This is a genomic window from Telluria sp. PB2R4, assembly GCF_059685695.1.
Map to the genome: position 1 here is coordinate 125,289 of NZ_JCASIC010000002.1, position 24,393 is coordinate 149,681.

Below are 24,393 nucleotides of genomic sequence, written 5' to 3' on the forward strand. Positions count from 1 at the left end.
TCATGATGAACGCGCACAACGCCATGTTTTCCGGCGAGCCGGCTCCCGCATTCGCTCCGGCATTGGAAACCGATAACCAGCCGCGCCTGCTGCTGGTCGACGACGAACCGCGCCTGCTCTCGTCGCTGTACGAGCTCTTGAGGGACCGCGGCTATTCCCTGACCACCGCCAGCTCCGGCAGCGAGGCCCTGGCCCACCTGTCGCGCATGCGCTTCGACCTGGTCCTGCTGGATTTGCGCCTGCCCGACATCGGCGGCCACGAGATCATGGACTTCATCAACGAGCGCGGCATCGACGCCGACGTGATCGTGATGAGCGGCGAAGTCGGCATCGAGGCGGCGATCGGCGCGCTCAAGCGCGGCGCCTACGACTACCTGCGCAAGCCCTACGCACGCGAAGAGCTGCTGGCCACCGTCGCCAACGCGCTCAAGGGCCGCCACCTGGCGCTCGAGAACCAGCGCATGGCGAACCAGCTGGACGCCTCCGAGAAAATGTACCGCTACCTGGTCGACTCCTCGCCGGACATCATCTACACCCTGAACCACGAAGGCCGTTTCACGTTCGTGAACGACCGCGCCTACCAGCTGCTCGGCTACTCCCGGGATGAATTGTTGGGCAAGCACTATTCGGTGCTGGTCCACGAAGAAGACCTGGAACGCGCGCGCTACGTGTTCAACGAGCGCCGCGTCGACGAACGCGCCTCGCGCAACGTCGAGCTGCGCCTGAAGTGCAGGAACGGCGCCGGCAACAGCGCCGAGCGCACCTTCAACAACACGCTGATGACGATCTCGCTCAACGCGATCGGCATGCACGTGCCCGACCAGGAAGTGAAGAAGCTCGAATTCTTCGGCACCTACGGCGTGGCGCGCGACATCACCGATCGCAAGCGCGCGGAAGAAGTCATCTCCTACCAGGCCTACCACGACATCCTGACCGACCTGCCGAATCGCATCCTGTTCAAGGATCGCCTCGGGTTGGCCGTGATCCAGGCCAAGCGCAAGAAGACCGAGCTGGCGGTGATGTTCATCGACCTGGACCGCTTCAAGCTGGTCAACGATACATTGGGGCACGTGAAGGGCGACGAGCTGCTGCAGCAGGCCGCCACCCGACTGAAGACCTGCTTGCGCAAGGGCGACACGCTGGCGCGCCAGGGCGGCGACGAATTCACCATCGTGCTGCCGGAACTGCGCGACCGCGACGACGCGCGCATGGTGGCCGACAAGTTCCTCGAGACCCTGCAGCAGCCGTTCGACCTGGACGGCCACGAAGTGCACATCTCGGCCTCGATCGGCATCGCGATCTATCCGACCGACGGCGAATCGATCGACGAGCTGCTGCGCCACGCCGACATCGCCATGTACCAGGTCAAGGCACAGGGCAAGAACGGCCACAGCTTCTACCATACCTCGATGCTGGACATCTCGCACCAGAAGATCGCGCTCGAGCAGGCACTGCGTCGCGCGCTCGAGCAGCACGAGCTGGAGATGTACTACCAGCCGCAGATCGACGCGCTCACCGGGCGCATCGTCGGCGCCGAGGCGCTGATGCGCTGGAACCACCCGACCCGCGGCGTGCTGTCGGCCGGCGAGTTCCTGCCCTTCGCCGAAGAGAACGGCCTGATGCTGCCGATCTCGGACTGGATGATCGGCGCGCTGTGCCGCGACATGCTTCAGTGGAACGCTTCCGGCACCGACCACGTGCGCCTGTCGCTCAACCTGTCGCCGCAATACCTCGACCGCGGCGACTTCTTCGAGAAGATGCGCAACGCCCTGGTGCGCTACGGGATCGCGCCGGGCCAGATCGAAGTCGAGATCACCGAGAACATCTGCATCCGCAACCCGCAATACGCGATCGAGCAGCTCAACAAGCTGTGCCAGCTGGGGGTGTCGATCGCGATCGACGACTTCGGCACCGGCTATTCGTCGCTGTCCTACCTGCACCGCTTCCCGATCCACACCGTCAAGATCGACCAGTCCTTCGTGAAGGAGATCCACGAAGAGGGCGGCCACTATCCGGTGATCCTGGCGATCATCTCGATCGCGCGCGGCCTGGGCCTGAACCTGATCGCGGAAGGCGTCGAGACCGAGGAGCAGGCGCGCTACCTGCGCGCCAACGGCTGCATGACGATGCAGGGCTACCTGTACTACCGCCCGATCCCGCTGGGCGAATTCATGAAGTCGCTGCGCACCCAGCCGACCTTGTTCGGCCTGCGCGCCATCCAGGCGTAAGCCCAGGCCATCATGCTCGACATCCCGGCCCAATCCGGCGACCTCGAAGGCCGTCACACTGCAGAATTCCTGCGTGTAAAAGGGATGGCCGAGCGCGGCGTGCCGACCGCCCAGCACAGCCTGGGCTTCATGTACGCCAGCGGCCAGGGCGTGCCGCAGAACTACGAGCTGGCGGTGGCCTGGTACCGCATGGCGGCCAGCGCCGACCTGGAACTGGCGCAATACAACCTCGGCGTGATGTACCAGAAGGGCCAGGGCGTGGCCCAGGACTACGGCCAGGCCGCCTACTGGTACGGCCGCGCCGCAAGCCAAGGCTACGCGCCGGCGCAGTACAACCTGGGATGGCTGTATGCCAAGGGCCAGGGCGTGTCGAACGACGTGGGGCAGGCGCTGCACTGGTTCAACCAGGCGGCAAGCCAGGGCGAGCCGGGCGCGCAGCACAACCTCGGCATGATGTACGAGACCGGCAAGGGCGTGCCCCAGGACCAGGATGCGGCGACCGAGTGGTACCGCCGCGCCGCAAGCCAGGGCTATGCGCGCTCGCAGTTCAGCCTCGCGCTGCGCACCGGCGGCAGCGAGGCGGTCGACTGGTTTCGCAAGGCCGCCGAGCAGGGCTACGCGCCGGCCCAGTTCAACCTCGGCCTGCGCTACGACAAGGGCCAGGACGTCGAGCAGGACAGCGCGCGCGCGATCCTGTGGTACGGCCGCGCCGCCGAGCAGGGTCACGCCAGCTCGCAGTTCAACCTCGCCCTCATCCATGACAGCGGCCACGGCGTGCCGCGTGACGAAGCGCTGGCGCTGGGCTGGTACCGGCGCGCGGCCGAACAGGGCCACGCCGGCGCCCAGGACAACCTCGGCGTGCGCTACGAGCACGGGCAGGGCGTCGAACGCGACCCGGTGCAAGCCGCGCACTGGTACCGCCAGGCTGCCGAGCAGGGCATGCCCTCGGCCCAGTACCACCTGGGCCAGCTGTTCGATGCCGGCAGCGGCGTGCCGGCCGATCCCGCCCAGGCGGCGCACTGGTACCGCAAGGCGGCCGAGCAGGGCCACCTGCGCGCCCAGTTCGACCTCGGTCTGCGCTATGAGGGCGGCGTCGGCGTGGCGCGCGACGAGGCCCAGGCGCTGGAATGGTACCGGCGCGCGGCTACCCAGGATTACGCGCCGGCGCAGTACATGGTGGGCGTGCTGCTGGATCGCGCCGAGCATGCCGATCCACGCGAGGCCACCGACTGGTTCCACAAGGCCGCCGACCAGGGGCATGCGCTGGCGCAGTTCGAGCTGGGCCTGCGCCACGACTGCGGCAAGGGCATCGAGCGCGATTACGAAGCGGCGCATTTCTGGTACCTGTGCGCGGCGCGCCAGGGGCATGCGCGCGCGCAGTTCAACCTCGGCGTGATGTATTCGGCAGGGCAGGGCGTGCAACGCGACCTGGTCGAGGCGTATGGATGGCTGCAGCGTGCCGGCGGTGCCGGCGTGGCGGCGTCGTCGGGCTACCTGAAGAAGATTGCCGCGCGCATGGAGCCGCAAATGCTGGCGCAGGCGCAGGGGTTTTCGTAACCCGCTATCCCTGTTCATCCCGGATTTGAACGCGTGGGCGGGAGACCCGCCCACCCTACGTATGCATCCATTTCCTCTGGCGTCAGCTCAGCGATTCCTGTAGGGTGGGCGGCTGTGCCGCCCACGCGTTCAACCAGCGCAAGATCGGACGGGACGCATACATACAACAAACCCAGTCCACGAGACGCCCATGAAAAAACTCGCCCTGCCCCTCCTGCTCGGTCTCGCAGCCGCCGCAGCCCTGCCTTCCCACGCCGCCGCACCCGCCACGAAGCAAACCGCACCGTTCAAATTCGACCGCAAGGCCTACAGCATCGACCACAAGAAATTCGTGCTGTCCAACGGCCTGACCCTGCTGGTCCACACCGACCACAGCGTGCCGGTGGTCGGCGTGAACATGTGGTACCACGTCGGATCGCGCAACGAGAAGCGCGGCAAGACCGGCTTCGCCCACCTGTTCGAGCACTTCTTCTTCAACGGTTCCGAGAACTACCCGCACGGCTTCCGCGAGGCGATGGACGACCTCGGCGCGAACAACCGCAACGGCACCACCAACACCGACCGCACCAACTTCTTCGAAGACGTGCCGGTGTCGGCGCTCGAGCGCACCCTGTTCCTGGAATCGGACCGCATGGGCTTCCTCGCCAACTACATCTCGAAGGAGATGCTGGAGCGCGAGCGCGGCGTGGTGTCGAACGAGAAGCGCCAGGGCGAGAACCAGCCGTATGGCCGCGTGCGGATGGAAATCTCGGCCAAGATGTACCCATACTCGCACCCGTATTCGTGGTCGACGATCGGCTACATGGAAGACCTGCAGGCCGCCTCGCTGGACGACATCAAGGAGTGGTACCGCACCTACTACGGCCCGAACAACGCGGTGATCTCGCTGGCCGGCGACATCACGCCGGAACGCGCCTATGAACTGGTGAACAAGTACTTCGGCGCGATCCCGCCGGGCCCGCCACTGCCGCGTACCGAGAAGTGGATCCCGCAACTGGACCGCAACATCCGCGACGAGATGGAAGACCACGTGCCGCAAGTGCGCATCTACCGCAGCTGGCACACCTCGTCGTGGAAGGATGCCGACACCCAGCGCCTGAACCTGCTGGCCGGCGTGCTGGCCGGTTCCAAGAACGCGCGCCTGGACAAGCGCCTGGTGTACGAGAAGGGCATGGCCACCGGCGTCTCGGCCTATGTGAACGATGCGGAGCTGGGTGGCACCTTCAACCTGTCGGTCACCGTCAAGCCGGGCGTCGACCCGGTGGAAGTGGAACGCGAGATGGATCGCGTGGTGGCCGAGCTGCTCGAGAAGGGCCCGCTTGATGCTGAACTCAAGCGCGTGAAGACCCGCGACCTGGCCGACTTCGCACGCAGCCTGGAGCGCGTGGGCGGCATGGGCGGCCGTAACGACGTGCTGGCCGAAAGCCAGACCTACGGCGGCAAGCCGGACGCCTACCTCGACCGCCTCGAGCTGTTCGCCACCAGCAGCCCGGCGGACGTCAAGCTCGTGGCCAACCGCTGGCTGCGCGCCAACCACTACACGATGACGGTGAGGCCAACCGCCAAGCTGGCCGCGGCCAAGTCCACCCTGGACCGCAAGCAGCTGCCAGGCCTGGGCGAGGCCCCGGACGTCAAGTTCCCGGCGCTGCAGCGCGCCCAGCTGAAGAACGGCCTGAAGGTCGTGCTGCTCGAACGCCACACCGCGCCGATCGTCAACGTCTCGCTGGCGGTCGACGCCGGCGCGGCGTCGGACAGCACCGCCAAGGCCGGCGCCGCCTCGCTGGCCCTCGACCTGCTGGACAAGGGCACCAGGAACCGCGATGCCTTCGCCCTGTCGGATGCGCTGGAAAACCTGGGTGCGCGCCTGTACACCGGCACTTCGCAGGACCAGTCGCTGGTGCGCCTGCAGGCCACCAGCGCCAACCTGGCGCCGTCGCTCAACCTGATGGCCGAAGCCGCGCTGGCCCCGAGCTTCCCGCAAGACCAGTTCGCGCTGTCGAAGAGCCGCCGCATCGCCGGCATCGCCCAGGAAAAGGCGCAGCCGAACAGCCTGGCGCTGCGCCTCGTGCCCGCGGTGCTTTACGGCGCCGACCACGCCTACGGCAAGCCGGCGTCCGGCTTCGAAGGCAGCGTGCAAAGCCTGACCCGCGACGACCTGATGGCATGGCACGGCACCTGGTTCAAGCCGGGCAGCGCCACCATCGTCGTGGCCGGCGACACCACCATGGACAAGCTGCTGCCGGCGCTGGAAGCGAGCTTCGGCAAGTGGCAGCAGGGCACGGCGCCAGCCAAGAAGATGGCCACCGTCCCTGCCACCAGGGGCAAGCGCCTGATCCTGGTCGACAAGCCGGATGCGCCGCAGTCCACGATCGTCGCGACCCACGTCTCGCAGGCCTATGGCCAGCCGGAAGACCTGGCGATGGAACCGGTGATCACCAACTTCGGCGGCATGGCGACCTCGCGCCTGAACCGCAACCTGCGACTGGACAAGCATTGGAGCTACGGCACCAGCGCGCGCCTGTCAGAAGTGCGCGGCCAGCGTCCCTTCGTCATCATCGCGCCGGTGCAGACCGACAAGACGATCGAGGCGATGCGCGAAGTGCAGAAGGAACTGCGCGGCGTCGCGGGCGAGCGTCCGCTGGTAGGCAAGGAATACGAAAGCATCATGCGCAGCATGACGGCGCGCCTGCCGGGCCGCTACTCGACCCTCGCCGCGCTCGAATCGGCCGGGCTCGAAACCGTCAACCTGGGGCTGGCGGACGACTACTGGAGCAAGTACGCGTCGAACGTACGCGCCTTGAGCCAGGAGCAGCTGGCGGCAGCGTCGGGCAAGTTCATCAAGCCGGATGAGGCGGTGTGGATGGTGATCGGTGATCTGCGCAAGATCGAGGCGGGGGTGCGCTCGCTGGGTTGGGGTGAGGTGACCGTGGTCGACGCGGACGGCAAGCCGATTCGCTGATCGACTCCCTCTTGTTGTCCTGGAAAGCCCGGTCATTTGACCGGGCTTTTTTCATCTTGTCCCGCGATTGAACCGTCAGCGCGCCTGCATACGCCATCCGCACGTCCTGTGCATAGGTGCGCGATAGTATACTGTATGCCCATACAGTCCGAGGCGCGCGATGGAACTCAACGACAAACTGGAAATCCTGGCCGACGCCGCGAAATACGACGCGTCCTGCGCCAGCAGTGGCGCGCCGAAACGTTCGTCCGAAGACAAGGACGGCTTCGGCGCCACCACCGGCATGGGCATCTGCCACAGCTACACGCCGGACGGCCGCTGTGTATCGCTGCTCAAGATCCTGCTCACGAATTTCTGCATCTACGACTGCCAGTACTGCATCAACCGCCGCACGTCCAACGTGCCGCGCGCCCGCTTCTCGGTGGAAGAGGTGGTCAAGCTTACCCACGATTTCTACGTCCGCAACTACATCGACGGCCTGTTCCTGAGCTCGGGCATCATCCAGTCGGCCGACTACACCATGGAGCAGCTGGTGGCCGTGGCGCGCCAGCTGCGTGAAGTGCACAAGTTCCGCGGCTACATCCACCTCAAGACCATCCCGGACGCCGACCCGCTGCTGATCGAAGAAGCGGGCCGCTGGGCGGATCGCCTGTCGGTGAACATCGAGCTGCCGACCCACGACAGCGTGACCCGCCTGGCGCCCGAAAAGAACGTCCACACCATCAAGCTGGCGATGGGCTCGATCCGGCGCAAGCTGGACGAAAAGGCCGAGGAGCCGAAGGCGCCCAGCTTCGCCCCGGCCGGCCAGAGCACGCAGATGATCGTCGGCGCCGACGCCAGCGACGACCACACCATCCTGAACACGGCCGAGACGCTGTACGGCAGCTACAAGCTCAAACGCGTGTACTACTCGGCCTTCAGCCCGATTCCGCAAAGCCCGAAGAGCGTGCCGGCCGCGCCGCCCCCGCTGTTGCGCGAGCACCGCCTGTACCAGGCCGACTTCCTGCTGCGCGGCTACGGCTTCACGGCGGGCGAACTGATGCCGCAGTCGGGCAACCTGGCGCTCGACGTCGATCCCAAGCTGGGCTGGGCGCTGTCGAACCGCGAGCACTTCCCGCTCGACCTGAACCGCGCCGACGAGACCATGATCGCGCGCGTGCCGGGCATCGGCATCCGCAATGCCAAGCGCATCGTGGAGCTGCGGCGCCTGCGCCGCATCCGCTGGGAAGACCTGTCGCGCCTGCGCTGCAGCATGAAGAAGCTGGCGCCCTTCATCGTCACGGCCGACTACAAGCCCGTGCAAGGCGCGGCCAGCTCGCACCTGCTGCGGCGCCACCTGGCCGATGCGCCCGAGCAGATGAACCTGTGGCCGGAGCTGCAGGCGGCATGATCCAGGCGCCGCAGGTGGCCGACTTCGGTGCATGGCGCACGGCCGCGCGCGACCTGTTGCGCGCCGGCGTGCCGCCCGAAGCGGTCAACTGGGGCACGCCAGACGGAGGCGACCTGTTCTCGGGTGTGCCCCCGGCTGCGGGGCCGGACGATCATGGCGGCACCCCGATGCAGCAAACCCAATCGCCAAGACACGCTGCGCCACGCCTGCCGCGCGCGCTGCTGGAGATGCTGCAGAAAGCCGCGTGCTTCCGCGCCCCCGACCGCTGGGCTTTTCTTTACCGCGTGCTGTGGCGCTGGACCCAGGGCGAGCACGACGTGCAGTCGCCCGCCGATCCGGACGGCAGTCGCCTGCACGGCATGGTCAAGGCGGTGCGCCGCGAGGAGCACGACATGCATGCCTACATCCGATTCCGCGAGCGTCCGCTCGATGTCGGCGACCCGCGCTTCGTGGCCTGGTTCGAGCCGCACCACGACGTGTTGCCCCAGGTGGCCCAACACTTCGTGGCCCGCATGGGCAAGGTCAGCTGGATGATCGCCACGCCCGAGGCCAGCGTGCTGTGGGACGGCCAGTCGCTGCACAATACCGGCCCCCTGATGTCGAGCGCGGCCGACCTCGACGATGCCGGCGAAGCCCTGTGGCTCACCTATTACCGCAGCATCTTCAACCCGGCGCGCGTCAACGCCCAGCTGATGCAGAGCCACATCCCGTCGCGCTTCTGGAAGAACCTGCCGGAGGGCGCGATCGTGCCCGCCATGGTCAGCCAGGCCGAACTCGGCGCGCGCAAGATCGGCCAGGTGGAGGCGGTGGGCCGCAAGGGCGGCGCCACGATCCCGATCACCGCCGAGAAGGCGCAGCCGGACCGCGAGCAGCCCTCGAAGCTCGACGAATGCCGGCGTTGCGAGCTGTGGCAGTACGCCACCCAGGCGGTGGGCGGGGAGGGAGCAAAACACTCGCCCATCATGGTCGTGGGCGAGCAGCCGGGCGACCAGGAAGACCTGGCCGGCAAGCCCTTTGTGGGCCCGGCAGGCAAGCTGCTCGACCGCGTGTTCGCCCAGGCCGACGTCGACCGCAAGACGATCTACCTGACCAACGCCGTCAAGCACTTCAAATGGGAACCGAAAGGCAAGCGCCGCATCCACAAGACCCCGGCCCAGCGCGAGGTCGAGGCTTGCCACTACTGGCTGGAAAAGGAGCTGGCCGCGGTCAAGCCCAAGGTCATCGTGGCGATGGGCTCCACCGCCCTGAAGTCCGTCATGCGCAAGGGGACGGTCGCGCTGAAGGACTTCCTCGGCAAGCCGGTGCGCGTCGACGGCTGCTGGGTGGTGACGATCTACCACCCCTCCTACGTGCTGCGGGTGCCGGACGAAGCGGCCAAGCAGGAAGCCTTTTCGGTGATGGTCAAGGGGCTGAAGCTGGCGCACGAATTGCTCGAACGGCCAGATGCGCCCGAGCCGGAATGAATTGCCGGATTTGCTGAACTGTTGTGCAAGTGACGCACCAGCGTAAAAATCTCATTGTCGAATACTTCACAATCGCGTGAATATTCACTTTTCTCTCGTAATATTTCCGTACGGCATCAACTGCTGAGCTTTTGCTGAGTTGAGCGCCGCGATTGCGGACGGCGCCCTGCCTCCCTACGGACTGACGAGATACCATGATTTCCACATTACGCCGGCTGCTGCCGGCTCCCCTGTTGCTGCTGGCCCTGCCTGCCGCCCATGCCGGCGGCCAGGAAGCCGCTCCGGCTGCCACCGTCACCGGCATCGTCACCTTAACGTCCCAGTACGTCTCGCGCGGCATGCGCCAGAGCTGGGGCAAGCCCGCGCTGCAGGCGGGCCTCGATGCCGCGCATCCGAGCGGCTGGTCGCTCGGCACCTGGGCCTCGAGCGTCAGCGACCGCTTCATCGAGGGTGGCCGCCTCGAGTGGGACGTCTACGGCGGCTATGCCGGCACCATCGGGGCGGTGGGCTACAGCTTGACGGCCATGCATTACCGCTACCCGGGCGCCCGCATCGGCGCGACCGGTACGAAGTACGACTACACCGAACTGGTGCCCGGGCTGAGCTTCGGGCCCGCCTACGTGAAGTACTACCGCACGGTATCGCGCGATTTCTTCGGCATCACGGATGCGCGCGGCACCGGCTATCTCGACGTCGGCCTCAACCACGACCTGGGCGGCGGCACCACGCTCAACCTGCACCTGGGTGACGGCCGCGTCGCGGGCGCGGGCAACGACATGTGGGACTGGCGCGACGCGAAAGCGGGCGTCACCCGAAGCTTTGACGGCGGCTGGAGCATCGCCGCAGCCTACACCCGGGCCTGGGGCGCCACCGATGCCTACGACCGCTATACCACCGGCGTGCCGCGCGCAGACGGCAGCGTCGCCCATTCCAATCCCGCCAAGGGCACGCTTGCCGTGAGCCTGGCTCGCACATTCTGAAACACGGAGACCTTATGCTTGAAACGACGCAGCCGCGCCGCATGCGCGGCCTGACCCTTTCGCTCACCGCCAAGATCTGCGCCACCGCCACCGCGCTGGTGGTGCTCAGCCTCGGCGCCACTTCCACCTTCATCGGCATCGAAAGCAGCACCTCGTCGCAGGAAGCGGCGATGGCGCAGGCGCGCACCGCCACGCGCGAAGCCGCGGCATCGCTGCAGGGGCGCATCGGCGCCGGCCTGGCGCAGGTGCAGGCGATGTCGACCTCGATGGAAGCCGTGCGCGGCTCCGAGTTGCCGCTGGCGCGCGAGCAGGTCAACAGCATGGTCAAGGCCTCGCTGCTGGCGAGTGCCGACTTCGTCGGCACCTCAGTGGCCTTCGAGCCGGACGCATTCGACGGCAAGGACGCAGAGTACGCCGGCAAGTCGCCCGAATACGACGCCACCGGCCGCTTCATGCCCTACTGGAACCGCGGTGCGGACGGCGCCGTGCGCGCGGAACCGATCGTGTTCACCACGACGCCCGGCGCCAACGACTGGTACGACGTGCCGAAGGCAACCCGCAAGCCGCACTTCACCGAGCCCTACATGTACCCGATCAACGGCAAGAACGAGCTGATCGCCTCGCTCGCCGCGCCGATCATCGTGAATGGCCAGTTCATGGGCGTGACCACCGCCGATTTCATGCTGGTCGGCCTGGGCAAGATCCTGGCCGGGATGCAGCGTGTCGAAGGCGGCACGCTGGCGCTGGTATCGAACGGCGGCCTGTATGCGAGCCACGCCGACCACGCGCGCAACGGCAAGAAGGCGGACGACCTGCCGGCCGCGGCGCTCGAGGCGGTGCGCCAGGGTAAGCCCTACGAATTCATCGAAAGCGGCAAGATCCACCTGCTGCAGCCGCTGCGCTTCCACCCCGACATGGGCGCCTGGTCGATCTCGCTGACCTTCCCGGAAAGCGTCGCCACCGCCTCGTCGCGCGCGTTGGTCGGCTACGCGCTGATGGTGTCGGTGGTGTGCGCCATCATCGCCGCCTTCGTGATGGTGTCAGTGCTGCGCCGCCTGACCCGCCCGCTGCGCGTGCTCGGCGCCGCCATGACCGACCTCTCGAGCGGCAACGCGGACCTGAGCGCCCGCCTGGCCGTGAAGGGCAAGGACGAGCTGGCGCAGATCGCCAGTGGCTTCAACGGCTTCGTCGCCAAGATCCAGGACGTGCTGGCGCGTGTGCGTAGCAGCTCGGATGCGGTGGCGGTGGCCTCGAACGAGATCCGCCAGGGCAATACCGACCTGTCGGTGCGCACCGAGCAGCAGGCCAGCGCGCTGGAAGAGACTGCAGCGTCGATGGAAGAGCTGACCGGCACCGTGAAGCAGAACGCCGACAACGCGCGCCAGGCCAACCAGCTGGCCGGGTCGGCCAGCGAGATCGCCCTGCGCGGCGGCGACGTGGTGGCCCAGGTGGTGACGACCATGGCCTCGATCAGCGACTCGTCGAAGAAGGTGGTCGACATCATCGGCGTCATCGACGGCATCGCCTTCCAGACCAATATCCTGGCGCTGAACGCCGCCGTCGAAGCGGCGCGTGCCGGCGAGCAGGGCCGCGGCTTCGCGGTCGTGGCGACCGAGGTGCGCAACCTGGCGCAGCGCAGCGCTGCGGCGGCAAAGGAAATCAAGGCCCTGATCGGCGACTCCGTGGACAAGGTCAGCATGGGCACCATGCTGGTCGAGGAAGCCGGCAAGACGATGGGCGAGGTGGTGTCCAGCGTGCGCCGCGTGAGCGACATCGTGGCCGAGATCAGCGCCGCGAGCGCGGAGCAGAGCACCGGCATCGGCCAGGTCAACCAGGCCATCGTGCAGATGGACGGCGTGACCCAGCAGAATGCGGCGCTGGTCGAGGAAGCGGCGGCCGCGGCGGAAAGCCTGCAGCAGCAGGCGGCCACCCTGGTCGCGCTGGTCGGGCAGTTCCAGGTCGAGGAAAGCACTCGCCCGCAACCCGGTGCACGCCGGGTCGCAACTGCGGCACCGGCGCAGGCGAGGCTGGGCATGCAGGCGGCATGAAATCGCAGGGCGCCGCAGGGTTTAAGTAAGGGCTCATATTGACGAGCTAAGCTTGCCGGACAATCAACAACAAGGATGTCCCGATGCTGAAACTTGCGATCCTGCCGGCGCTGTGCCTGGCCCTGTGCGCGGCGCCCTCATTGGCCCAGACCAACGATGCGCCGGCCGCGCCTGCGGTGGTGGCTGCATCCGCCGACGCGGCGCCGGCCTCGCCCGAACAGATCCTTGTGGTCGGCCAGAAGCCCGGCCCCGGCATGTGGAAGGTGTCGAAGGGCGATCACGTGCTGTGGATCTTCGGCGACTACGCGCCGCTGCCCATCAAGATGCAATGGCGCTCGCACGAAGTCGACGCCGTCATCGCACGTTCGCAGGAATACCTGGCGCCTCCCAGCGCCAGCGCCCAGGTGGGCTACCTGAAGGGGGCGCTGCTGCTGCCTTCGCTCATCGGCATCAACAAGATCCCCGACGGCGCCACGCTGCGCGAGGTGCTGCCGCCGGACGTCTACGCGCGCTGGCAGCCGATGAAGGCGAAGTACCTGCCCAAGAACGACGAGCGCGAGCGCCCGGTGTTCGTAGCGGGGCAGCTGTTCAGCGCTGCCCTGGCGCAGGCTGGACTGACCACCAGGACGGGTGTACGCAAGCAGATCGAGAAGATGGTCGACGAGAAGAAGCTGAAGGTGACCAGGCCCAGGATCGATCTCCCGATGGATAACGCGCGGCGCATGATCAAGGACTTCAAGAAGTCGCCGGTCGAGGACGCGCAATGCCTGAACTCGACGATCGTCCGGCTGGAAACGGACATCGATGCGATGCGCGTGCGCGCCAACGCCTGGGCCAAGGGCGACATCGACGGCATCCGCAAGCTCGACTTCGTCGACCAGGAAGAAAACTGCCGCGAGGTGGTCTTCAACAGCCCCGCGGTACGCGACGATCCGGCCTTCCAGTCGATACGGCCGCGCCTGAAGGCGCTGTGGCTGGCCGCGGCGGAGAGCGCGCTGGAGCGCAATGCCTCGACCTTCGCGCTGCTGCCCATGCGCGACATCCTCGATCCGAAGGGACCAGTGGCGGCGCTGGCGGCGAAGGGCTATACGGTCGAGCAGCCGGAATAAGCCTCGCGATGCTCGATGCAGCGCCAAGCATGGCCAATACAAGCGACGCGCGTCCCCTGGAAATTTGTCAAAGCCCGGCAAACGCGCGTAGAATGCTGGCAACGCGGGTGTAGCTCAATGGTAGAGCAGAAGCTTCCCAAGCTTACGACGAGGGTTCGATTCCCTTCACCCGCTCCAGTCTTCATGCCTTCTCCCGAGCATCACACCCCCCAGCGGCCAGTGCCAGTCGCACCAGGCGCGTCGTCGCATCGTCCGGGCACGGCCTGTCCGTGAAACCCAGGCGCTGCGCAAGCCGGCGCATGGGCATGTTCAGGGCCAGGACATAACCCTCCATGCATCGCAATCCCTGTGCCCTGGCGTGTGCGATCAGTATCCCCAACAGGCGACTCGCCAGGCCGAGCCCGTGCCAGTCATCGGCGACTGTAACTGCAAACTCGCAGGTATCGCTGCCGGGATCGCCAACATAGCGGGCGCCCGCGACGATGTCTTCGGCGGCGCCTTCGCCGCTGACTGCGACCAGCGCGACATCGCGGCCCGGCACGGGATGCGTTGCCGCTTCCAGCATGGCCGGGGGCAGTTCGCGCATCGCCATCATGAAGCGCGTGTAGCGCGAATCAGCCGACAGGCGCTGGAAGGCATCCTGCATCTCGGCCCCGTCTTGCGCCCGGACCTCGCGCAACACAACTTCGCGGCCGTCGCGCAGCTTCGCCAGCACCGGCAGCGTCATTGCTGCGTCGTTTTGCATGGTATTGATGATCTCAGGCAGAACCGTCTTTTTTTCCGCCGCGCGGGAACACGCGCACCGTATCCCCGTCCCCCTGCGGGTCGTGTCCGCGCCAGCCATTCCTGACCCATTGTGCGGAACGTTCGTCGATGTCGACCGAGCCGTGACGCCGCATGATGTCCTGCGCCTTCAGGCGCCGCTCATCGGTGTCGACATCGACGGTCAGGACATAGCTGCCGCGCCTGACCGCTTCCGCATAGACGTTGCTGTAGGTGCGTTTGTCGTCCATGCTGAACAAGGACCGGAAGAAGTTTTCGATGCTGCCGCTGAGCGTTGCCTTGTCTTCCGTCTGGATCGCGGGATCTGCCTTCGCGGCCAGCTCGTGGTCGGGGTTGAGTTGCACCTCGCTGCGAACAAAACCGGAAGCCAGGAGTTCATGCTTCGCACTCCGGGCATGCGCCAGATCGTCATACAGGCCGATGATGACCAGTTCCATGGATGTGCTCCTCTTCCTTGCAACATCACTGCCGCTTGCGCTGGCGCGCAATGGCCTGTAGCTGCGCAATGGCGATCGCCAGTTCCGATTGCGCCTTGGCGTAGTCGATCTTGTCGCCCCTGTTGCGCAAGGTTTCTTCTGCCTGCTTCCTGGCTTCGTTCGCGCTGGCTTCGTCCAGGTCGTGCCCGCGGATGGCGGTTTCCGCCAGCACGGTCACTTCGTCGGGCTGGACTTCCAGCAGACCGCCGGCGACAAACACGAATTCCTCGTCCGTCCGTCCCGGTAGCTTGATGCGCACGGCGCCCGGGCGGATCCGCGTGATCAAGGGAGTGTGCATGGGGAAGATACCGAGCTCGCCGCTCTGGCCGGGCAGGACGACGAACTCCGCATCGCCGTCGAAAATTTCTTCCTCGGCGGAAACGACGCTCACGTGCATGGTATTGGAAGTGGCCATGATTGTTCTCGCAGGTGGCTTATGGGATCAGACCGCCGCCGCGCCGGAGACGATCTCGGAGAGTTCCTTCGTGATCGCCGCCTGGCGGGTCTTGTTGTAGACCAGCTTGAGGTCGTCGATGACGCTGCCCGCGTTGTCGCTCGCCGCCTTCATCGCCACCCTGCGCGCCGAATGCTCGGACGCCAGGTTTTCGGCGACCGCGTGGTAGATCAGTGCCTCGACGTAGCGCACCAGCAGCTCGTCGATCACGTCGGCTGCGTCCGGCTCGTAGATGTAATCCCACGAATGGGCGCCCCGGTCGGCTTTCACCTTGTCCGGGCCCAGCGGAAGCAGCTGTTCGGTGACCGGTTCCTGGCTCATCGAATTGATGAACTTGGTGTAGCACAGGTAAACGACGTCGATCTCCCCGTTCTGGTAGCTGTCGAGCAGTACCTTGATTGCGCCGGTCATCCGTTCGAGATGCGGCGTGTCGCCGAGTTGCACGACCTGCGCGACCACCCTGGCGCCAATGCGGTTCAGGAAGCCCAGGCCCCGGCTGCCGATCGTGACCATGTCGCTCCCGACACCGTGCGCTTCGAAATCGCGCAGTTTCTGCATCACCATGCGCAGGATGTTGGTGTTCATGGCGCCGCACAGGCCCTTGTCGGTGGTCACCACGATGAAGCCGACCCGCTTGACCTCGTTTCGCTTGAGCAGGAAGGGGTGGCTGTAGTCGGGGTTCGCTTCCGAAAGGTGTCCGGCGATATTGCGGATCTTCGTGCTGTATGGGCGCGCTGCGCGCATCCTTTCCTGCGCCTTGCGCATCTTGGACGTGGCGACCATTTCCATCGCCCTGGTAATCTTGCGGGTACTTTCCACGCTTTTGATCTTGTCGCGTATTTCCTTGCCTCCGGCCATGATTGCTGCCTCCCTTATTGATGTCGATGCGGATGTGGATCAGGACCACAGCCCGGATGCCAGCAGCTGCTCGGCTTCGTCGAACATGCTCTTCGCCGGCAGCATGTCGGCGCGCGCGAACCGGATCAACGAGAACGCGCGCATCCGCGGCGGCAACGTCGGCAGGCGGGCAATGTGGAATTCGAGCGCGTCGCCGGCCTGCCCGCCGTCCTGCTCCTGCACCACGTTCATCCGGTCCAGCCGCAGCCGCTTGGTCACGACCGACAAATGCCGCCCGGGTTGGGCGTACACCGCGCAGACATGCTCCAGCTCGCGGTCCAGGGCGTCTTCGCGCAGGCCCAGCTCGGCCAGGCCGCGCGCGTTCTCCTCGACCTGCGTCTCCAGGCGTCCCAGCTCGGCGAGGTCGGCCGCCACGTCGCCGCCGATCAGGGCGCGGATGCCCTGGCCCTGACGCTCCAGTAATTGCAGCCGCGTTTTCAGCAGCGCACGCTCGCGCTCGAGCGCAGTGCGGCGCGAGCTGTCGGCGGCGGTGCGCGCCAGTCCGGCCAGCGCGAGCTCGTCCAGCAGGCGCCCCACGATCTCGCATCGAAGTTCGGCGTCGGTGCGTCCGCACATTCTCACCTGGTGGTCGCTGAAGCCCACCGTTGTTTGCGGTACATCGCGGCGCAGGGTTTCCCCCTCCATCCGGGCGCCCAGGATGTGGCGTTCGCTCAGTTCCATCCCCAGCACCGCGACCGCTTCCGGCGCATCGTCATGCTGTTCGAAATAGTCGCGCAGGCTGGCCGAGCGGCTGATGGTCGCGGCCACGTCGTCCGGCGCGGCGAAGTAGGCGTGCATGTAGGGGTCATGACTCCAGGCGGCGCCGCTGGCCTCGCGCGGCGCCGGCAGCGCATCGACCAGCCCGCGTACGTAATCGAGCGAGGTCGCGACTGCCGGCGCCAGGCGCTTCTGGCAATGCCGCGCCAGGCGCAGCTGCGGATGCAAGCCCATGACGCGCTCGATCGTCGCATCCACGCGTTGCCTGTCCTGCCTGTCCTGCGCCGGAGGTGGACCCGCCGTGCGCCTTACCCTGTTAAGGAATCCCATCTGCGCACCCTGTTCAGCTGTACCGCTCGTTGACGATATGGACGTGGATCTTCCGGTTTTTCCAGAACATGTCCTGCACGCGCGGCAGGAGGCTGCTCAGGGCTTCCGGCGGCGCGTCCTTGAAGCGCAACAGCACCGCCGGCCGGGAACCGTCGCCGGGCATGTGTTCCAGTTCGTCGAATGGCGGGAAGCCATACTTGACCAGGAAGGCCTTGATGTCCTCGTCGGAGGTTCCGGCTTCCACATTCCCCATGATCAAATCAGCCATGACAAGTCTCCTTCAGGCCATGATGTTGACGCCACCGTCGACGTACATGGTCTCCCCGGACAGCCGCCGCGCGTAGGGCGTGGACAGGAAGGCGCAGGTGAAACCGACGTCCATGATGTCGACCAGTTCGCCAAGCGGCGCGCGCTCGGCCGCTTCGGTGAGCAACAGGTCGAAGTCCTTCAGGCCGGAACCGGCGCGCGTCTTGAGCGGCCCCGGCGACATGGCGTGCACCCGGATATGCTGTGGTCCGAGTTCGTACGCCAGGTAGCGCGCGCAGGCCTCCAGCGCCGCCTTGACCGGTCCCATCAGGTTGTAATTGGGCACCACCTTGTTGGCGCCGTGGTAGCTCATCGTGAACATGGTGCCGCCTTCCTTCATCAGCGGTGCGGCCAGGCGCGCCATGCGAACAAAGGAATGGCAGGAAATGTCCATCGCCTGCGCAAAGCCCGCGGCGCTGCTGTTGAGCAGGCCGCCCTGCAGGTCTTCCTTCGGCGCCCAGGCGATCGAGTGTACGAAGATGTCGAGCTGTCCCCATTGCTGTTCGATCTGGGTGAACACGGCCTCGATGTCGCTTGGTTTGGTAACGTCGAGCGTCGTGAAGATCGGGGCGCCGAGGCTGCGGGCAAGCGGCTCGACATAGCTCCTGGTTTTCTCGCCGGTATAGGTAATGGCGAGTTCCGCGCCCAGCTCATGGAAGGCCTTGGCGCAACCCCATGCGATGGAATGCTCGTTGGCGATTCCCGAGACCAGTGCCTTCTTGCCCTCCAGTATCGGGCGGTAGCGATCATTCGTCATGATGAGACCCTTACGGAAAAGTCGTCGATGTTCATGTGCGGCACCCGGCTAGGGACCTCCAGTTCGGCTTCGGTGGCCGCGAGCACCTCGTCCACCGTCACGCCGGGCGCCGTCTCCAACAGGGTGGCGCGGCCGCCGGCAAACCCGATGACCGCCAGTTCCGTGACCAGGAGGTCGATCGGGCGCAGCGAGGTCAGCGGCAGCGTGCATTGCCGGACGATCTTGGGCTTGCCCTTGGCGGTATGCTGCATGGCGATGATGACGCGCTTGGCGCCGGTCACCAGGTCCATGGCGCCGCCCATGCCGGGAACCATTTTCCCGGGAATCATCCAGTTCGCCAGCTGGCCGGCCTGGTCGACCTGCAGGCCGCCGAGCACCGTGAGGTCGAGGTGGCCTCCCCGGATCAGGCCGAACGAAAAGGCGCTGTCGAAAGCGGCCGCGCCCGGCAGCGCGGTGACGGGCTGGCCGCCGGCGTCGGTGAGGTAGCTCAGCGCCATGCCCGGTTCGGGAATCGGCCCGGTGCCGATCAGGCCGTTCTCGGACTGGAAGTAGATGTGCATATCGCGCGGAACATAATTGGCAACCTGGGTCGGAATGCCGACGCCGAGGTTGGCCAGCATCCCGGGGCGCAATTCCTGCGCAATGCGTTTGGCAATCAGGGTGGGAGCGTCCATGGTCGGCCTCCTTCAGTCGTGGGCAACGACGACATCGACCAGCACCGCCGGCGTCACGACATGGTCCGGCGAGATCATTCCCACCGGGACGATATGGGCCGCATCCACGATCACGGTCTTTGCCGCCATCGCGATCACGGGATTGAAATTGCGTGCGGTCAGGGCGTAGACCAGGTTGCCGTGGTAATCGGACAGAAAGGCCTCGACCAGCGCGAAATCGGCGCCGAGGGCCGTCTCCAGCAGGTAGGACGCGCCGTCGACGTCGAACTTGCGCTTGCCCTCCTCGACGGCGGTGCCGACCCCGGTCGGCGTCAGGATGCCGCCCAGCCCATAGCCGGCGGCGCGCACCCGCTCGATCAGGGTCCCCTGCGGTACCAGCTCGACTTCCATTTCGCCGGCGATCATCTTGCGCTGGGTTTCCGGATTGAGTCCGATGTGGCTGACGATCGCCTTGCGTACGGCCCCGGCCGTGACCAGCTTGCCGATGCCGCGGCCGGGTGTTGCGGTGTCGTTGGCGATGACGGTGAGCTCGCGCTTGCCCTGGCGCGTCAGTTCGTCGATCAGGCGTTCCGGTGTGCCGACACCCATGAAGCCGCCGATCATGAGGCTGGCGCCATCCGGGATCATGGCGACGGTTTGCTCGAGGCTGACGGTTTTCATGCCGCCCCCCTTGCGATTACGTCGCGCGTATGGCGGGCAATCATGAGTTCTTCATTCGTCGGAATCACCCAGACGGACAGCTTGCTGCCCGCCGTGCTGATGCACGGCCCGCCTTCCGCATTGGCGGCCGGGTCCAGCTCCACCCCGAGCCAGCGCGCCTCGCGGCAGACGCGTTCGCGGATCGCCGCAGAATGCTCGCCGATGCCGGCGGTGAACACCAGCGCATCGACCCCTCCTGTTGCGGCGGCCAGCGACCCGAGTTCGCGCCCGATCCGGTAGACGAAGAGCTCGACCGCGAAACGCGCACGCGCGTCGTCGCTGTCGAGCAGCACCCGCATGTCGCTCGAGATGCCCGACACGCCGAGCAGGCCCGACTGCTTGTAGATCAGGGTTTCGACGGCGCGCGTGTCCATCTTGAGGTGGTCCATCAGGAACAGGATCACGCCCGGGTCCAGGTTGCCGCAGCGGCTGCCCATCGGCAGGCCGTCGACGGCGGTGAAGCCCATGGTGCTGGCCGTGCTCTTGCCGCCCGCGAGCGCGCACAGGCTCGAGCCGTTGCCGAGGTGGGCGACCAGCGTGGCGCCGGCCGCGCCTTGTGCCGTGTAGGCGGGCAAGACCGACGCGATGTATTCGTAGGACAGGCCATGAAACCCGTAGCGCCGCACCCCCAGCCCGGTGATCGACTCGGGCAGCGCGTAGGCTTGCGCCACTTCGGGCTGCGAGCGGTGGAACGCGGTATCGAAGCAGGCCACCTGCGGCACGTCCGGCCGCGCCTGGGCCAGGAGGCGGATCGGCGCCAGGTTGTTGGGCTGGTGCAGGGGCGCCAGCGGCGTCAGCTTGTCGAGCGCGTCGATCACCCCGGGAGTAATGGGTTCGGCCCGGGTGAATTGCACGCCGCCGTGCACGACGCGATGGCCGACCGCCACCAGCCGGTGTCCCGCGCCGTGCTGGCGCAGGAATTCCCCGATGTATTCGGTCGCGCCCGCGTGCCCGAAGCCGGGGTCGTCCCAGCGCTGCTCGCCGATCGGGGCGCCGCCGGCATCTTTCGCACTGAAGCGGGCCGCGTTGTACAGTCCCTCCACCTGGCCATAAAGAAGGAGCTCGGGCTCGAGGGGGCCGGCGTCGAACGCGCGGAACTTGATGCTCGACGAGCCGGCGTTGAGGACAAGGATAACGTCAGCCATGGCGTCACCTCAGGGGATTGCCGCTGTCGCGGCGTGCCTTGGCCACCAGCGCGGCCACCGCGCACGAGGCCAGCCTGGTCACCATCGAATCGGCGCGGCTGGTGAGGATGATCGGTACCCGTGCGCCGAGCACGATGCCGGCCGCATCCGCGCCGGCAAGGAAGGACAGGCTCTTGGCGAGCATGTTGCCGGCCTCCAGGTCCGGCACGATCAGCACGTTGGCGCGTCCGGCCACGGGCGAGGCGATCTTCTTGATTTTCGCCGCAGCGGGGTCGATGGCGTTGTCGAGCGCAAGCGGGCCGTCGACCAGGGCGCCGGTGATCTGGCCGCGGTCGACCATCTTGCACAGCGCGGCGGCCTCGATCGTGGATGGCACCTTCGGGTTGACCGTCTCCATTGCCGACAGCACCGCCACCCGCACTTCCTTGAACTGCAGTGCGTGCCCGAGGTCGATGGCGTTCTGCAGGATGTCCATCTTGTCTTCGAGAGTCGGGGCGATGTTGACGGCGGCGTCGCTGATGATCAGCGCGTCGGGGTGCCCCGGCACGTCCATGACGAAGCAATGGCTGACGCGGCGCGCGGTGCGCAGTCCGGTCTCGCGCTTGACCACGGCGCCCATCAGTTCGTCAGTATGCAGGCTGCCCTTCATCAATGCCTCGGCCTTGCCTTCGCGGACCAGCGCGACCGCCGCGGCCGCGGCCGCGTGGCTGTAGGCCGCCTCGACGATCGGCACATCGCCGAGCTGCAGGCCGTTTTCCGCCGCCACGGCCTCGATGCGCTCGCGCGGCCCGACCAGGATCGGCGCAATCAGGCCGACCCGCGCCGCTTCCAGCGCGCCGGCGAGCGAACTCTTGTCGCAGGGGTGGGCGACGGCAGTCGGCAGTGGCGGAAGGTCCCGGCAAAAGTCGATCAGCCGCTGGTATTTTTCGTGGTCTGGTTCCATGTCGGTCCTTTCAATGAAGGCGGGCGGCGCCCGACGGCGGCGGGGCCGGGACTCGCTTGTGGCGGGCGGGGTGGCCGGCCCCGCCATTGAGCATGTCGCGCAGCCGGTCGACCATGGCCAGTTGATCCTCCGTGGGCGGCGTCTCCTGGAGGCGCTCGTCCACCATCAGCTTGTCGAGCAGCTTCAGCAGCCGTTCGCGGTCCCTGGGATCGCGCAGCAGGTGCGGCAAAGTGGCGATGGCCTGCTCCGGTTCGTAGCGGGTAATGATCTCTTGCTCGCCGCGCAGGCGGCGCCACTGGTCGAGCGGCACGTCCGGCAGATACTCGGTGTAGGATTTCGCCAGTTCCTTGCGCTTGACCAGCCGCGCCAGCGGCAGCAGCTCGCCCTGGTGGGGCGCGCGCAGGCTGGCCAGGCGGGCGAATGCCTCTGCGTAACCGCCCTCGGCGATCGAACCCAGTGCTTCCTGGACGAAGGGCAGGGCGCGCGCGTCAAGCGTCTCCTCGACTCCCGGCTGCGGCTTCCTGTCCGCCAGGTAGAACGCGTACATGTTGGCGTACACGCCGAAGAAGCGGGCTTCGGTGGCGGCGTCGCGCACGCCCCGGTACAGGTCGAGCGAGGCGCTGACCAGCTGGGCGCCGGCGTTCTCCAGGCGGCGCAGCGGATCGCTCGCATCGAGCGGCTGGCGGTGTGCACGGACCGCCTGCGCCGCGGGCTCGAGCCATTTCATCCATGGATTCATGCTGGAGAACGCCCAGTTCTGCACGCGCAGCGGGTGGAAGCTGCGCAGCAGCTGCGCGCTCAGGTTGTTGGACATGGCCCGCACGAAAGGTTGCGCGAACAGCTCATAGGCACGCTGGTTGAAATCGGACAACGCTGCGACCGCTTCGAAGGGCTGTTCGTCGACCCGTCCGAGGCGGTTCAGGTGTGCACTGACATCCTCGAGCCGGCGCTCGTGGAAGGTGACCTCGTACTGGGGCTCTCCATCCCGGTCCTCGATGTCGGTGATCTCCATGGCGTACAGGCCCGGCGGCAGCAGCTCGACTTCGTTGAGTACCGACACCAGTTGCGTATATTCCTTCTTCGCCACCTTGCCGGAGACAAAAATGCCGAGATGGCCGACGTCGGCATGCAGCAGGCCGATGATCACCTGGCCACGCGCCTTGATTTCTTCGGTGCTGCCGTAGATGTCGGCCACCCAGTTGAATGCCTGCTCGGGCGGGGTGATGTTGTCGCCCATCGAAGCGAACAGGACGATCGGCATCTCGATATTGCGCAGGTCGAAGCCCTGGCCGCCCGCGCCCTTGACGTCGCCCGACCATAGCTTGTTGCCGATGAACAGATTGCGCGTGATGAATTCGATCTCTTCGGCGTTGAGCAGGTAGTAGGTGCCCCACCAGCGCTCGAAGTCCAGGTAGCGTGCCGGTTCGGTGTCGGCGTTCTTGTAGACCTTGTAATACTTGTCCCACAGCGTGTTGGCGGGATTCAGGCTCTCGAAGTTCTGCACCAGGTGGGCGCCGTCGAAGATGCCGTTGCCGAGATCGGCGGTGAACGAGGACAGCCAGGTGCCGCCCAGCATGCCGCCGGCATAGCGCATCGGGTTGTCGCCTTCGCCTTCGCTCCACGCGCCGCTCGTATAGGCCATCGGCGCGCCGTTGATGAGGATCGGTCCGGTATCCTCGGGACCGGACGCGGCCAGCATCATCGCCGCCCAGCCACCCTGGCAGTTGCCGACAATGACCGGTTTCTTGCTTTTCGGGTGCAGCGCGCGCACGTGTTTCACGAACTGCTGCTCGGCGGTGCACACGTCGAGCAGGGTCTGGCCCGGTTCGGGTTCGCGGAAGAAGCTGACGAAATACACCGGGTGGCCGGCGCGCATCGCCACCCCGGCCTGCGAATCGTCCTTGAAGCCGCCGATGCCGGGGCCGTGGCCGGCGCGCGGATCGATGATGAGATAGGGACGCCGCGCGGGGTCGGTGCTGACGCCGGGTGGCGGCGTGATGCGCAGCAGCGTGTAGTTCACCGGGCGCTCGAAGCTACGGCCGTCGAGCACGGTCTCGTAGTCGAAGTGGAGGACCGGTTCGGAACCTTTCGCTGCGCGCTCGAGAAAGTTGTCGCCGCGCTGGCGGATGGTGTCCCAGAACAGGATCGAACGCTGCATGGCGTCGACCGCGTAGTGCTGAAGGGACCAGGGATCGAAGATGGCCGGCCACCCGGCGCCCGGCCATCCGGCGGCCGGCTCGCCGACGGCCGACACCGCGGCGCCCTTGTCGTCGTCTTGCGCGCCCGTTGCCGCGCTCAGCGCCTCGCTCATTGCCGTTTGCACCCGCTGGCCGAATCCCTTCGCCGCGATGCTCATGCGCTTTTGATAGATCTGAGCGATGCTGGTGCCGATCTCATGGCTGCGTTCCAGGTACCTTGCTGTGTCCATGAAATAACCTCGAAAGTGGGATGGAAGAGCGTTTGCTCAGCCGGAGGGTG

At 66.5% G+C, this 24,393-nt stretch carries 20 protein-coding genes and 1 tRNA gene; 9 read left to right on the top strand and 12 right to left on the bottom strand.

The features are described 5' to 3' along the window. Nucleotides 1-5 precede the first annotated feature (5 nt). The 9 genes from AC56LU_RS04035 to AC56LU_RS04075 all read left to right on the top strand — a co-directional run bounded on the left by AC56LU_RS04035 (nt 6) and on the right by AC56LU_RS04075 (nt 13,911). Nucleotides 6-2,228 (top strand): putative bifunctional diguanylate cyclase/phosphodiesterase, encoded by a 2,223-nt coding sequence (locus AC56LU_RS04035; protein WP_497174712.1) that lies wholly within the window; start codon nt 6-8, stop codon nt 2,226-2,228. 12 nt (nt 2,229-2,240) lie between these two features. Continuing rightward, complete coding sequence (locus AC56LU_RS04040) at nt 2,241-3,785, top strand: SEL1-like repeat protein (protein ID WP_497174317.1); 1,545 nt, start codon at nt 2,241-2,243, stop codon at nt 3,783-3,785. A 190-nt stretch (nt 3,786-3,975) separates the two neighbouring features. After that, nucleotides 3,976-6,744 carry a M16 family metallopeptidase gene (locus AC56LU_RS04045; protein ID WP_497174318.1) on the top strand — a complete coding sequence of 923 codons (2,769 nt, stop codon included), beginning with the start codon at nt 3,976-3,978 and terminating at the stop codon, nt 6,742-6,744. 160 nt (nt 6,745-6,904) lie between these two features. Continuing rightward, entirely contained in the window at nt 6,905-8,134 is a 1,230-nt protein-coding gene (locus AC56LU_RS04050) for a putative DNA modification/repair radical SAM protein (protein WP_497174319.1), read from the top strand. After that, nucleotides 8,131-9,597, top strand: coding sequence for a UdgX family uracil-DNA binding protein (locus AC56LU_RS04055; protein WP_497174713.1), 1,467 nt, complete (start codon nt 8,131-8,133; stop codon nt 9,595-9,597). Before AC56LU_RS04050 ends, AC56LU_RS04055 begins: the two co-directional genes overlap by 4 nt. 194 nt (nt 9,598-9,791) lie before the next feature. Further along, entirely contained in the window at nt 9,792-10,577 is a 786-nt protein-coding gene (locus AC56LU_RS04060) for a TorF family putative porin (RefSeq protein WP_497174320.1), read from the top strand. Between the two features lie 14 nt (nt 10,578-10,591). Further along, nucleotides 10,592-12,625, top strand: coding sequence for a methyl-accepting chemotaxis protein (locus tag AC56LU_RS04065; protein ID WP_497174321.1), 2,034 nt, complete (start codon nt 10,592-10,594; stop codon nt 12,623-12,625). Nucleotides 12,626-12,708: 83 nt separating this feature from the next. Beyond that, nucleotides 12,709-13,734 carry a TraB/GumN family protein gene (locus AC56LU_RS04070; RefSeq protein ID WP_497174322.1) on the top strand — a complete coding sequence of 342 codons (1,026 nt, stop codon included), beginning with the start codon at nt 12,709-12,711 and terminating at the stop codon, nt 13,732-13,734. Nucleotides 13,735-13,837: 103 nt separating this feature from the next. After that, a tRNA-Gly gene (locus tag AC56LU_RS04075) sits at nt 13,838-13,911 on the top strand. A gap of 4 nt (nt 13,912-13,915) precedes the next feature. On the opposite strand, the gene AC56LU_RS04080 is transcribed toward AC56LU_RS04075, so the two are convergent. The 12 genes from AC56LU_RS04080 to AC56LU_RS04135 form a co-directional block, all read right to left on the bottom strand. After that, complete coding sequence (locus AC56LU_RS04080; RefSeq protein ID WP_497174323.1) at nt 13,916-14,479, bottom strand: GNAT family N-acetyltransferase; 564 nt, start codon at nt 14,477-14,479, stop codon at nt 13,916-13,918. A 13-nt stretch (nt 14,480-14,492) separates the two neighbouring features. Continuing rightward, on the bottom strand, nt 14,493-14,954 hold the full coding sequence (locus AC56LU_RS04085) for a hypothetical protein (RefSeq protein WP_497174324.1): 462 nt from the start codon (nt 14,952-14,954) through the stop codon (nt 14,493-14,495). Nucleotides 14,955-14,979: 25 nt separating this feature from the next. Beyond that, nucleotides 14,980-15,408, bottom strand: a complete 429-nt coding sequence (locus AC56LU_RS04090; RefSeq protein WP_497174325.1) for a F0F1 ATP synthase subunit epsilon — start codon at nt 15,406-15,408, stop codon at nt 14,980-14,982. Nucleotides 15,409-15,435: 27 nt separating this feature from the next. Then, entirely contained in the window at nt 15,436-16,305 is an 870-nt protein-coding gene (gene atpG, locus AC56LU_RS04095; protein ID WP_497174326.1) for a F0F1 ATP synthase subunit gamma, read from the bottom strand. A 39-nt stretch (nt 16,306-16,344) separates the two neighbouring features. Continuing rightward, complete coding sequence (locus AC56LU_RS04100; RefSeq protein ID WP_497174327.1) at nt 16,345-17,319, bottom strand: hypothetical protein; 975 nt, start codon at nt 17,317-17,319, stop codon at nt 16,345-16,347. Between the two features lie 85 nt (nt 17,320-17,404). Continuing rightward, nucleotides 17,405-17,659, bottom strand: coding sequence for an RNA-binding protein (locus AC56LU_RS04105; protein ID WP_497174328.1), 255 nt, complete (start codon nt 17,657-17,659; stop codon nt 17,405-17,407). A gap of 12 nt (nt 17,660-17,671) precedes the next feature. After that, nucleotides 17,672-18,454: an enoyl-ACP reductase FabI gene (fabI, locus tag AC56LU_RS04110; protein ID WP_497174329.1), complete on the bottom strand. Its 783-nt coding sequence runs from the start codon at nt 18,452-18,454 to the stop codon at nt 17,672-17,674. Next, nucleotides 18,451-19,128, bottom strand: a complete 678-nt coding sequence (locus AC56LU_RS04115) for a 3-oxoacid CoA-transferase subunit B (RefSeq protein ID WP_497174330.1) — start codon at nt 19,126-19,128, stop codon at nt 18,451-18,453. Before AC56LU_RS04115 ends, fabI begins: the two co-directional genes overlap by 4 nt. A gap of 12 nt (nt 19,129-19,140) precedes the next feature. Continuing rightward, nucleotides 19,141-19,788 carry a 3-oxoacid CoA-transferase subunit A gene (locus AC56LU_RS04120; RefSeq protein ID WP_497174331.1) on the bottom strand — a complete coding sequence of 216 codons (648 nt, stop codon included), beginning with the start codon at nt 19,786-19,788 and terminating at the stop codon, nt 19,141-19,143. Then, nucleotides 19,785-20,972, bottom strand: a complete 1,188-nt coding sequence (locus tag AC56LU_RS04125) for an acetate/propionate family kinase (protein ID WP_497174332.1) — start codon at nt 20,970-20,972, stop codon at nt 19,785-19,787. Before AC56LU_RS04125 ends, AC56LU_RS04120 begins: the two co-directional genes overlap by 4 nt. Nucleotides 20,973-20,976: 4 nt before the next feature. Next, entirely contained in the window at nt 20,977-21,915 is a 939-nt protein-coding gene (locus AC56LU_RS04130) for a phosphate acetyltransferase (RefSeq protein WP_497174333.1), read from the bottom strand. A 10-nt stretch (nt 21,916-21,925) separates the two neighbouring features. Continuing rightward, nucleotides 21,926-24,343: a DUF3141 domain-containing protein gene (locus AC56LU_RS04135; protein ID WP_497174334.1), complete on the bottom strand. Its 2,418-nt coding sequence runs from the start codon at nt 24,341-24,343 to the stop codon at nt 21,926-21,928. Nucleotides 24,344-24,393 lie beyond the last annotated feature (50 nt).